11 protein-coding genes are annotated in these 10,858 nt (G+C 67.5%); 1 reads left to right on the top strand and 10 read right to left on the bottom strand.

Going from position 1 to position 10,858, the window contains the following annotated elements; translation table 11 throughout:
- The 10 genes from C9J49_RS15575 to C9J49_RS15530 form a co-directional block, all read right to left on the bottom strand.
- A partial coding sequence (locus tag C9J49_RS15575; RefSeq protein WP_181454307.1) for an Hpt domain-containing protein occupies positions 1-465 on the bottom strand: 465 nt, incomplete at its 3' end.
- 31 nt (positions 466-496) lie between these two features.
- Positions 497-1,456, bottom strand: coding sequence for a flagellar motor protein MotB (gene motB, locus C9J49_RS15570; protein WP_046077934.1), 960 nt, complete (start codon positions 1,454-1,456; stop codon positions 497-499).
- Positions 1,453-2,325: a flagellar motor stator protein MotA gene (gene motA / locus C9J49_RS15565; RefSeq protein ID WP_107180973.1), complete on the bottom strand. Its 873-nt coding sequence runs from the start codon at positions 2,323-2,325 to the stop codon at positions 1,453-1,455. Before motA ends, motB begins: the two co-directional genes overlap by 4 nt.
- 133 nt (positions 2,326-2,458) lie before the next feature.
- Positions 2,459-3,031 (bottom strand): flagellar transcriptional regulator FlhC, encoded by a 573-nt coding sequence (gene flhC, locus C9J49_RS15560; RefSeq protein WP_107180972.1) that lies wholly within the window; start codon positions 3,029-3,031, stop codon positions 2,459-2,461.
- The gene (gene flhD, locus C9J49_RS15555; RefSeq protein WP_107180971.1) at positions 3,021-3,353 is read right to left on the bottom strand and encodes a flagellar transcriptional regulator FlhD; all 333 of its coding nucleotides are present in this window, start codon (positions 3,351-3,353) and stop codon (positions 3,021-3,023) included. The genes flhC and flhD overlap by 11 nt, the downstream gene beginning before the upstream one ends.
- Positions 3,354-3,637: 284 nt before the next feature.
- Positions 3,638-3,922 carry an EscU/YscU/HrcU family type III secretion system export apparatus switch protein gene (locus tag C9J49_RS15550; protein ID WP_107180970.1) on the bottom strand — a complete coding sequence of 95 codons (285 nt, stop codon included), beginning with the start codon at positions 3,920-3,922 and terminating at the stop codon, positions 3,638-3,640.
- Positions 3,919-5,244, bottom strand: coding sequence for a flagellar hook-length control protein FliK (locus C9J49_RS15545; RefSeq protein ID WP_107180969.1), 1,326 nt, complete (start codon positions 5,242-5,244; stop codon positions 3,919-3,921). The genes C9J49_RS15550 and C9J49_RS15545 overlap by 4 nt, the downstream gene beginning before the upstream one ends.
- Complete coding sequence (gene fliT, locus C9J49_RS15540) at positions 5,241-5,648, bottom strand: flagellar protein FliT (RefSeq protein ID WP_107180968.1); 408 nt, start codon at positions 5,646-5,648, stop codon at positions 5,241-5,243. Before fliT ends, C9J49_RS15545 begins: the two co-directional genes overlap by 4 nt.
- Position 5,649: 1 nt before the next feature.
- Complete coding sequence (gene fliS, locus C9J49_RS15535; RefSeq protein WP_107180967.1) at positions 5,650-6,054, bottom strand: flagellar export chaperone FliS; 405 nt, start codon at positions 6,052-6,054, stop codon at positions 5,650-5,652.
- A 116-nt stretch (positions 6,055-6,170) separates the two neighbouring features.
- Complete coding sequence (locus tag C9J49_RS15530; RefSeq protein ID WP_107180966.1) at positions 6,171-7,904, bottom strand: PilZ domain-containing protein; 1,734 nt, start codon at positions 7,902-7,904, stop codon at positions 6,171-6,173.
- Between the two features lie 242 nt (positions 7,905-8,146).
- Between C9J49_RS15530 and C9J49_RS15525 the strand changes: the two genes are divergently transcribed.
- Positions 8,147-10,855 (top strand): EAL domain-containing protein, encoded by a 2,709-nt coding sequence (locus C9J49_RS15525; protein ID WP_107180965.1) that lies wholly within the window; start codon positions 8,147-8,149, stop codon positions 10,853-10,855.
- Positions 10,856-10,858: the final 3 nt, after the last annotated feature.

Raw genomic sequence — 10,858 nt, 5'->3', positions numbered from 1 at the left:
CAGATGTGTATAAGAGACAGGAGCAGGTGCCGGCTCGGCGGCCTTGGGGGCGGGTTCGCCGCCGTCCAGCGACTGGCCGATCTCCTCCAGCGCCAGGCGCTTGAGGGTCTCGCAGATGCGGGCGAAGGCCTCCTGATCGGGCTCGTCGCCGTTGCGATAGGCGTCCATCTGGTCGTGCAGCATGTCCTTGGTTTCCAGAAAGGTGTCGACGATATCCCGGCGCAGCGTCAGCTCGCCCTGGCGCGCGTGATCCAGCAGGTTCTCGAACAGGTGCGTGGTCCGCTGCAGGACGTCGAAGCCGAAGGTGCCGGCGCCACCCTTGATCGAGTGTGCCGCCCGGAAGATGGCGTTGAGCTGCTCGGCGTCCGGATCATCGACGTCGAGCTCGAGGAGATGGCGCTCCATGTCGGCCAGCAGCTCCTCGGCCTCCTCGAAGAAGGTGTCATAGAAATCGGTGATATCCATGCGGTTCCCTACCCAGGGTGTATGGCGCCTCTCAGGGCGATGATGCCGGGCCCAGGGCCTCGTTGAGTCGTTGGTTGAAACGCTCCATCGGCGATTCGTCGGGCGACGGCTGGCGGCCGCCGCCCAGCGTTGACGGCAGGCCGATTCCATCGACCACCCGCGGCGAGCGAATGCGCTCGGACACGACCTCGAACAGCACCAGCAGCTCGATGCGCCGGTTGATCGGGTCGCTCGGCACGGTGTCGGGCATCGTCACCTGATCGGCGAAGCCCGCCACGCGCAGCAGCCTGTCGGCATCCAGCCCGCCAGCCACCAGCTCGCGGCGCGAGGCGTTGGCGCGGGCGGAGGACAGCTCCCAGTTGCCGTAGCCGCGCTGGCCGTTGAGATAGGCCAGACTGTCGGTGTGGCCGCTGATGCTCAGGTCGTTGTCCAGCTCGTTGAGCAGCGGCGCGATCAGGTAGAGCAGATCGTGCATGTAGGGCGCCACCCGGGCGCTGCCGAGCTCGAACATGGGCCGCTGCTCGTTGTCCAGCAGCTGGATGCGCAGCCCCTCGGGCGTCATGTCGAAGCGCAGCTGGTCGCGCAGCTCCTTGAGGTCCGGATCGGCCTCGATCGCCGCCTCGATGCGCCGCTGCAGATCGCGGAAGGCGCGGCGCTGCCGCTCGCTGGGGCGGGTCTGCTGACGCAGGTCGATGCGCGCACGCTCGCCTTCCTGATAGGTCGGATCGGGCCCGCCGCCGGGAATCACGTTCTGGCTGACGGCGGACCTGTCGCCGCTGGTGATCGCCGCCACCAGCGGCGTGCTGAAGTAGTCGGCCACGCCCTCGCGCTGCTCGGGGCTGGAGGTGGAGAGGATCCACATCACCAGGAACAGCGCCATCAGGGCGGTCATGAAGTCCGCCAGGGCGATCTTCCAGCTGCCACCATGATGGCCCTGAACGACCTTCTTGCGCCGAATGATGATCGGCCGGCGATTGTCCCCCTGACTCATGCGCTGCCCACACCCGCCTTGGATTCACGCACGTATTCCTCGAGCTCGCTGAAGCCGGGACGCTCCTGGCTGTGCAGCGCCTTGCGGCCGAACTCCACCGCCAGCTGAGGCGCATAGCCGTGCAGGCTGGCCAGCAGGGTCACGCGCATGCACTGCAGCACCTTCTCGACCTCCTTGGTCTGACGCTCGATGCGGCTCGACAGCGGCAGGATGAAGCCGTAGCCGAGCAGGATGCCGAGGAAGGTGCCGACCAGCGCATGGGCGATCATCACGCCCATCTGCTCGGGGTCGGCGTTGGAGGCGCTGAGCGCCTTCACCACGCCCATCACCGCCGCGACGATGCCGAAGGCGGGCATGGCATCGCCGACCTTGTGGATGGCATCGGCGGGGATGTGCGCCTCCTGTTCGAAGGCCTCGATCTCATGGAGCATCAGCTCGTCGATCTCCATGGGGTCCATGCTGCCGCTGACCATCAGGCGCAGATAGTCGGTGAGGAAGGTCATGATGGTCGGGTCGGCGAGCACCTTGGGATGCTCGTTGAACAGCGCGCTCTCCTGGGGATTGTCGATATCGCGCTCGATGCCCAGCATGCCGTCGCGGCGGATCTTGGCGAGCAGCTTGTACTGCAGCGCCATCAGCTCCATGTACAACGCCTTGTCGTACTTCTTGGAGCGGCGCAGTCGCGGCAGAATGCGAAACGAGGCCTTGAGTGCCTTGCCGTTGTTGGCGGCGATGAAGGCGCCGAGACCGCCGCCGCCGATCATCAGCAGCTCGGTGGGCTGGAAAAGTGGGCCAAGGCTGCCGCCGGCCAGCACGAAGCCGCCGAAGACCGTGATCAGGACAACCAGATAACCAATGAGGATCAGCACAACGAGTTCCTTCGCCGACACGTGAATGATGTTGCTGACGAAGGTTATCGGCCGGAATCGACGGGGACTTGAGGGGAAGAGGAGAAAGAATGTTGATGCCGGAGCGGGAAGATACCCGCTCCGGCGAACGGCCTCAGGCCTGGCGTGCCACCTTGGCCGGTTCGGCGTTGGCACCCGCCGGCCTGGCGCTGCGCTTGCGAGTCTTGCCGGCCCGGGAGGGCGGCTGACAGATGCCGCAGACGTAGTCGTGGGAGGGGCTGTGGGCATGGGCCACGAAGTGGCCGTGACAGCGACCGCATTCGGAGAGCTGGAGCTGGTCGCTCTCGAAGAAGCGCACCAGGGTCCAGGCCCGGGTCAGCCCCAGCACGGCCTCGGCGTCGTCGATCGCCACCTGCTCCAGATACAGCCGGTAGGCCTTGATAAAGGCCTCCATGCGCCCACATTCCAGATCCACCAGCAGGCGCTGGTAGATGTTGTAGAACAGCGAGGAGTGGACGTTGGGCATCCAGGTGATGAACCAGTCCGTGGAGAACGGCAGCATGCCCTTGGGCGGCGACATGCCACGCACTTCCTTGAACAGCCGGATCAGCCGGGCCCGGCTGAGATCGGTCTCGGTCTCGAGCACCTGGAGGCGGGCGCCCAGCTCGATCAGGTCGATGGCGAGCTGCACCTGTTCCAACTCCTCCAGCAGACTCTTAGTCGACATGGCCACCTCCTTCCGACAGCATCGAGCGCGAGGCCATCAGCAGCGAGGAGTGAATATGGGATAGCCCCTGATCACGGGGGTTGTCGACCACCTGGCGCAGCTGCTCGGCGCTCTCACCACCGAAGTGGCACAACAGCTGGTTGGTGCTGGCCAGGCGCGATAGCTGCTGGACGTTCAGCGCGGCCAGCAGATCGGCCATCTCGTCATCGATCTTGAGACGGAACATGGCCTCGGCCCGGTCGTGCTGAAGCAGCCGCTGGGCCAGCAGCAGATAGCCGAGATTCAGCTCGCGAATCTCGGCGACGTGCGGATTGGTTTTCATAATTCCCTGCTTTTATTGGCTTTTCCACGTCACGGTCTTTTTGCCGCGTTCGTTGTTATAGGCAAGCCTATCGTCTGCGTATGACAGAGCGTAGCGCCTCTTGTTTTCATTTTCGTAACACTGCCCTCGATGGGGGGCAGGTGCAACATATAGTCTCCAACGCTCAATGGCGCAATGCCATTGACCTAGATCAATCTAATGAAAAAGTACTGGAAAGGTGCTCATCGAAAGCGGTATCGCGCCATTCAACGACCGGAAAAGCGACGACTGAAACCGTCGCGGCACTACTCCGTGGCGCCGGGCGCCTCGGCCAGCTCCCGCACCCAGACCAGCAGTTCGGCCACCACCTGATAGAGGCGCGGCGGAATCTCCTCGTCCAGGTCGAGCTGCATCAGCAGCCCCACCAGCTCCGGCGAATCATGCACGTAGACACCCTGGCGGCGGGCTTCCTCGACGATGCGCTCGGCCAGTTCGCCATAGCCCTGGGCCACCACCCGCGGCGCGCCTTCGGCGTCCTGATAGGCCAGCGCCACCGCCTGGCGCCAGGTCTCCCGGGATCGTTCGGTCATTCTGCCCCCTCGGCGTCCAGGGTCAGACGCAGGCGAACGTCATCGAAACCGTGCCCCGCCAACCGCTGACGCAGGGTCTCGAGCCCTTCCTCCAGCCGCGATCTGACGGCGGCGTCACGGACCTGCACGTCGATATCGAGGCGCACCTCACGCATCCACAGCGAGACTTCCAGCGGCCCCAGCCCGGCCACCTCGAGCGTCAGTCGGGAACGCCATCCGCCGGATTCGTCCTGGCGCGACTCACCGCCCTCTTCTCCTTCCTGACGCCCGTCGCGACGCCCCTGGGGCAACTGGATCACCAGCGCCATGAACAGCCCCGACCAGACGTCGCCTTCCCAGCGCAGCTGGGGCGTGGCCAGCATCTCCAGCTGATGGCGCACCAGGTGCTGCAGGCCGTCGGCGACCGGCTCGCGGCGCCCGTCGACGACGCGTGCGGCCTCATCGACGGCCGACGACATGGCCGCTCGTCCAGCCTCGGCGGCGGCCGAGGCCCCTCGGGCCATCGCCGCCTCGTGTCCCGCCGGCGCGGTTGCCGTGCCGGGCATCATGGGCGCGGGCGACGGCGCCTGGGGATTCGCCCCGGCCGCGACGCTCGGCAACAGCGCGGGCGCCTCGCCCCGAGGCATGGCGGTACGGGTCAGGAAGGGCGCCGACGGCTGCAGCGCCTGGACGCGTGCGGCCAGCGCCTCGGCATTGCCAGTGGCAGGCGCGCCGGAAGCAGACGCGGAAGCCGCCGTTGCGGCGGCGGCCGTGGCCAGCGCCGCGGCGGGAGAGCCGCCCGGCGCGGAAGCCACCGGCGTAAAGCGCAGCTGTTGCAGGAGCTGCAGCATCTGCGGCTCGCGGTTCAGCTGCTGGCGGGGCACATCGCCTCGATACCAGCGGGCCAGATGAGACTCGTAGAACAGGCCGCTGTCGCGAATGCTGCCCGAGAGCCGCTGGGCGAGCTGTTCGGGCGTGGCCGCCTCGCTGGCGGCCAGCAGCGGCGCGGCGGGCGACACCGCCGACGGCGGCGCCGGGAAGCGCCCCAGCAGGTCGGCAATGGTACGCGCCGTGGCGCTGAAGTGGGTCAGGGCCGAGCCGGGTGCGCCACCAGATGGCGCCTGTGGCGCAGGCGCCTCGCGCCCCTGGCCACGGGCCACCTCGCCGACGGCGGGACCGGGCGCCCGCGCATCGAGGCGTGAGTCGCTGTGCAAGGCCCGCGGCGCATCGGCCGGCGAGGTCGGCTTGACCGGCTGATTGAGCGGCTGAGGCGCGGGCGTATCGACCCGCTTGCCCAGCACCTGGTGCAGGAGCGTATCGATCAGCGGCGTGATGCCACTCACGACGCGCCCTGACCGAAGCGCGAGGCCGCCGAGAGCACCCGGCCGCTGCCGGCCCCTCTGCCGCCGTCGCCATAGGCCTGCTGCAGATCGCGGCGGCGCTGAGCCGTGCCGATCAGCTCGCCCAGCTCATCCCGGCGCTGGACCAGATGACGACGAACCTCCATGTCATTCCCGAGGATCGCCTCCAGCAGCTCGGCCTTGCGCTGCCGCTCGCCGTCCGACAGCGCATGCTGCGCGTCCAGCTCGGCGACGCGCGCCACCTGCTGCACATAGCCGGTTTCCTGCTCCACCAGCGCCGACCAGTCGGCCTCTCTCGCCAGCGCCAGCATGCGCTCGCTGCGCTCCAGCAGGTCCTGATAGCCATCGATCACCGCCTCCGCAGAAGCTTCGCGAGCGCTCGTCATCTCAGCCTCCTGCAGCCTGGGCCTGGGGCTCTATTTCGCGCCAGGCCGAGGCGATATCGCCCAGCAGGCGCTCGGCCTCGTCGAGCCTGGCCACGTCATTACGCAGATTGGCCGCCAGCAGCTGCCGGGCGATGTAGTCGTAGAGCGAGGCCAGATTCGCTGCTATCTCGCCGCCACGCTCGGCGTCCAGGGCCGGCGCCAGGCCACCGTTGACGATATCCAGCGCCTTGTTGATCGACTTGCCCTTCTCCGCGGTGTTGCCGGCCTCGATATGGATACGCGCCGCACGAATGGCTGCCAGGGCACCATCGAACAGCATCACGATCAGCTTGTGCGGGCTGGCGGAATTCACACCGCTTTCCACCCCCACTCTTGCGTAGGCATTTGCGCCCTTCATCGCCGCCATGATTCCGCTACTCCTTCGATCGGTAAGATAACCCGCCCAGTCTGCAGCAGGTGAACCGTCGCCAGTCTGACAGCCGACGGGGGCACGAGTCAGGCGAACATGACCCGCTGGACGGTCTAATTCGGGATATCGGCGGCCTCCGTGGCGACTTTAGCCACGCGCACTTCCTCGCGCGGCCCGCCGAGGCGACGAGTGACCTCGCCTTTCAGCACCTCGCCCTCCAGCGCCTTGTCACCCAGGACCGTATGCAGCCCCTCGCCCGACGATTCGACTCCGCCGGCAAGCTGGACCCGGGATGGCCGGCCGTCATCGTCGAGCCCCTGAACCCAGGCCAGCTGCCCTCCGTCGAAGCGCACCAGAGTGCCGATGGGGTAGAGACCGAAGCGGCGGATGTAGCGCTTGACCCAGCGCGAGTCGAAGGCCTGCTCGCGGCCGAGCAGGTAGCGATAGATGGCCCCGACGCGCCAGGCAGAGCGTTCGCCGAGTGGGCGACGCAGGGTATCCACGGCATCGACCACCGCCGCGGCACGTTCCAGCTCGCCGAGCACCTCGCCGGTGACACCGGCCGGGTAGCCGCTGCCGTCCAGGCGTTCGCTGATGCGGCGCACCACCGAGGTGAATACCGCCGTCGACAGCCACTGGCAGCCGCCCATGCGCGCTTCCAGCAGGGCGACGTGTTCATGCAGCTCCGGCGAACCGCCGTCGTCGGGCATGGCAGACCGCCAGACGTCATCCGGCAACAGCGCCTTGCCCAGGTCATGGACCATGGCGGACGCCACCAGCGCCTTGCGCAGTTCCTGAGGCACCGAGTCTCTGCCGACCAGATCGAGCAGCCGCACTGCCACCCCCAGACCGTGCCCCACCAGCCAGGATTCGCCATACAGGGCATCGCAGGCGAACAGCAGCCCCTCGCGGTCCTCCTCGTGTAGCCGTAACAGGCGATCGGCATGGCGCGACAGCTGTACGCCATCGATCTCCCCGCCTTCACGCAGCTCGAGCAGCTGGGTGTCCAGATAGCCGGCGACATGCGCCAGGCGGCGCGTCATCGGCGTGGCGTATCCTTGAGCGCCGCGACGCCCCACCTTCGGCTCGGCGCCGGCCGGCCCCTGGAACAGCGGCGACGGCGGCCGCGTGGCCTCGCCCCCCTCGATGTGGCGGGCCGCCTCCTGCTCGATCTCGCGCACGAAATACCACAGCCGGCGCTCCTGCTCGGGACCATGGCCCTCGAACTGGAAGCCGGCCGTCAACGTCTGTCGCTCGGTGTCCGCCCGCCGATGTCGCGCTCGTCCGCGCGCCTGGAAGTGCGTGCCATCGGGGAAACACAGCGCGATATCCAGCGGCAGCGGCGCCTCGGCCAGCAGGTTGGTCGCCGACAGCGGCAGCTCCAGCCGGCAGCCCTCGAGCGACAGGTCCTTGAGATCGCCCTGGGCACGGTTACCCTCGGCATCGCGCAGGACGGCACTGACCTCCATGCCCAGCCGCAGCCGCGCGCGGAAGGTGTCGCGACGCTGCAGCACCTCCAAGCGATGGGGATAGGCACAGCGGCAGAGCAAGCGGCCATCGTCCTGACGGCAGTGCTCCATGGTCATCTCGGGGGTGCGCACCAGCTTGCCCTGTGCCTGACCGAGCAGGCGGAAAGCCTTGCCCTGCCGGAGCTCGCCGGCGAGCTCGCTGACCGCGCTGATATCCAGCTCGAGCGCCTCGCCCGCCTGCAGATCGGCGAGCAGTACCGGCAACGGTTCGCTCTGCTCACCGAGCTGGAGGGAAGCGCCGCCCGGCTCGCTGAGCGTCTCGAGCAGCGTCTCGATCTCCATGGGGTTGTCGACGCGGGTGTAACCGTCCTCTGCCATCCCTGTGCCTCTCGCGGATCATTCTTTCACCAGATCGAGAGATATCGGCCGTTATCCAGTCTCCTTGAGCCCTTTATCAGGATATTTACCCCCGGTCTTGCCTTGCCTGACGAGCGAACGCAATCTGTCGACAGGCCAAGGGAAGCAACGGCGCCATGACAGCGATGCCGTAAGAAAGCTGCCACAAGAACGGTCCATAAGAACGGTCCATAAGGACAATGCCACCAGCAGGGAGAAGCTCGATGCCCACCTGGATCACCGCCGAGGAGGCGTTCAGACAGCTCGCCGAAGGACTCGGCGACAGCGGCGCCGCCGACTTCTTCGACACCCTGGTGGAACGCCTGGCCCGACTGCTGTGGGCCGATCATGTGCTGATCGCCCGGGTCCGCGCGGGTGAGGCTCGGACCCTGGCCGTGTGGTCCCGGGGGCAGCATCGGGATAACGTGCGCTATCCACTGGCCGGCACGCCATGCGAGCAGGTGGCAGGCCGGACGTCCTGCCTTTACGCCAGCGACGTCCAGTCACGCTTCCCCCACGACGCCCTGCTGCGGGAGCTAGTCGCCGAAAGCTACCTGGGCATGCCGCTGTGCGCGCCGGACGGGGCGCCTCTGGGCCTGATAGCCGTGCTCGCCGATCGGCCCATGGCACCCAGCGACCAGGAACGCGAGCTGTTGCAAATCGCCGCGACCCAGGCCGGCGCCGAACTGAGCCGACGGGAAGCCGAACGCGCCCTTCAGGCCAGCGAACGCCACGCCCGGGAGAGCGAACGCCGCCTGGACACCCTGCTCAACCACCTGCCCGGCATGGCCTATCGCTGCCTCAACGACGCGAACTGGAGCATGCTGCTGGTCAGCCAGGGCGCCGAGGCGCTGACCGGTCACACCGCCGAGGCTCTCACCCATAACCGGCACGTCAGCTATGCCGAGCTCATTCATCCCGACGACCGACAAGGCGTCGATGACACGGTGCAGAAGGCCATCGCCCGGAACGAGCCCTTCCAGGTCGTCTACCGCCTGCGAACCGCCGAGGGCCAGCTGCGCTGGATGTGGGAACAGGGGCAGGCGGTCTTCGACGACGAAGGCCGAGTGAAGTGCCTCGAGGGCTTCATCACCGACGTTACCGAACGCCAGGAAGCCCAGCGCGTCCAGCAGGCCGTGATGCAGGTCGCCTCCACCGTCACCAGCCGCATCGGCGACGACTACTTTCACCAGCTGGTGGAGACCCTGATACAACTGCTCGAAGCCGACGCGGGCTTTATCGCCATGCTGGAGACGGGTGGCGACACGACAACGGCAACATCACAGCGCGCCGACGACCTCAGGCTGAGCCTGGTCAGCGCCCAGACCGATAGGGAGCGCCTGGAACGCTACGACCTGCCCCTGTCCGACACTCCCTGCGCGCGGCTGATCGACGAGCAGGAAATCATGATTCACGACGACGCCGATCCGGGCCTGCCGGGCTTCCCGGCCGCCACCCGCGCCTGGATCGGCCGCCGGCTGGACAACGCCCGGAGCGAGCCCATCGGCGTTCTCGTGCTGGTATATCGCCAGCCACTGGAGGCCGACGCCTTCGCCACCTCGGTGCTGCGCATCCTCTCCACCGGCGCCGCCGCCGAGCTGGAGCGCCGCAGCGACCAGCGGCGCATGCACCAGCTGGCCTACACCGACGGCACCACCGGCCTGCCCAACCGTATCCGCTTCATGGAGGACCTGAGCCACCAGCGCCGGGCCGCCGAACGCGAGCAGACACCGCTGGCGCTGCTGCTGCTCGACATCCGCCGCTTCAAGGAAATCAACGACATCCACGGTCACCAGGTCGGCGACCGGCTGCTCGCCGCCCTCGCCGAGCGCTTGCAGCATGCCCTGGCCCCGCACGAGCGCCTGGCCCGGCTCTCCAACGACGAGTTCGCCCTGCTGGTGCCCCGGGCGGCTGAGAAGGGCCTCGCGGAATGCCTGGAGCGGATTCGCCGCACCGCGAGCCAGCCGATCACGCTCGGCCATCGCCGCTTCACGCTGGCGGTGAGCATCGGCACCGCGCACTATCCGAGCGATGCCATGACGTCCGAGGAACTGTTCAAGTTCGCCAGCATCGCGCTCTATCACGCCAAGCAGCGGGATGAGGGCATCTGCTCGTTCGATGCCACCATGACCCGGGACCTGGCGCGCCGCCAGCAGATGACCGAGCGCCTCCAGCTCGCCCTCGCCGAAGACCGGCTATCGCTCCATTATCAGCCGAAGGTCGACCTCGCCAGCGGCAGGCTAATGGGCGCCGAGGCCCTGTGCCGCTGGCACGACGAGGAATGGGGCTGGGTCAGCCCAGGGGAGTTCATCCCGCTGGCCGAGGAACGTGGGCTGATCCGACCGCTGGGGGACTGGGTACTGGCAGAAGCCGCCCGCCAGCTGGACGACTGGCGACGCAACGGCCGGATACTGCCGGAACGGCTGTCGGTCAACGTCTCGGCGCAGCAGTTCACCGACCCTGACCTGGCCCGACGCATCGCCGAGCTGACCCGCCACACGCCGGCCTCCAGCATCGACCTGGAGCTGACGGAAAGCGACGTGATGCGCGACGCAGAGCAGGCCATCGACATTACCCACTCACTGCACCGGGCCGGCTATACGCTCTCAATCGACGACTTCGGCACCGGCTACTCGTCGCTTGCCTACCTGCGCCGCTTCGCCGCCGACACCCTCAAGATAGATATCTCCTTCGTGCGCCGGATGCTCGACGGCCCCCACGATCACGCCATCGTGGAGACCATCATCGCCATGGCCCGCAGCCTGGGCCTGCGGACCGTCGCCGAAGGCGTGGAGACTCGGGAACAAGCTCTGGAACTGGCCCGGCTGGGCTGCGACCAGGCCCAGGGCTACTACTTCGGCCACCCGCTGCCCGCCGAGGAGTTCGCGGCGGCCTGGGGCGAGGCCATGGCAGCGGAATCGATCACCGGATAGGTG

Origin of the sequence: Halomonas sp. SL1 (genome assembly GCF_003030865.2) — a bacterium.
GTDB lineage: Bacteria > Pseudomonadota > Gammaproteobacteria > Pseudomonadales > Halomonadaceae > Halomonas > Halomonas halophila.
The sequence above is the reverse complement of the archived record's forward strand: the minus strand, read 5'-3'. Positions and strand labels throughout refer to the sequence as shown.

Excerpts from the sequence above, each read along its gene's own strand:
- C9J49_RS15550 (WP_107180970.1), bottom strand. The coding sequence starts at position 3,922 with ATGACCGAACGATCCCGGGAGACCTGGCGCCAGGCGGTGGCGCTGGCC.
- flhC (WP_107180972.1), bottom strand. The coding sequence starts at position 3,031 with ATGTCGACTAAGAGTCTGCTGGAGGAGTTGGAACAGGTGCAGCTCGCC.
- fliT (WP_107180968.1), bottom strand. The coding sequence starts at position 5,648 with ATGACGAGCGCTCGCGAAGCTTCTGCGGAGGCGGTGATCGATGGCTAT.
- C9J49_RS15530 (WP_107180966.1), bottom strand. The coding sequence starts at position 7,904 with ATGGCAGAGGACGGTTACACCCGCGTCGACAACCCCATGGAGATCGAG.
- fliS (WP_107180967.1), bottom strand. The coding sequence starts at position 6,054 with ATGGCGGCGATGAAGGGCGCAAATGCCTACGCAAGAGTGGGGGTGGAA.
- motB (WP_046077934.1), bottom strand. The coding sequence starts at position 1,456 with ATGAGTCAGGGGGACAATCGCCGGCCGATCATCATTCGGCGCAAGAAG.
- C9J49_RS15525 (WP_107180965.1), top strand. The coding sequence starts at position 8,147 with ATGCCCACCTGGATCACCGCCGAGGAGGCGTTCAGACAGCTCGCCGAA.
- flhD (WP_107180971.1), bottom strand. The coding sequence starts at position 3,353 with ATGAAAACCAATCCGCACGTCGCCGAGATTCGCGAGCTGAATCTCGGC.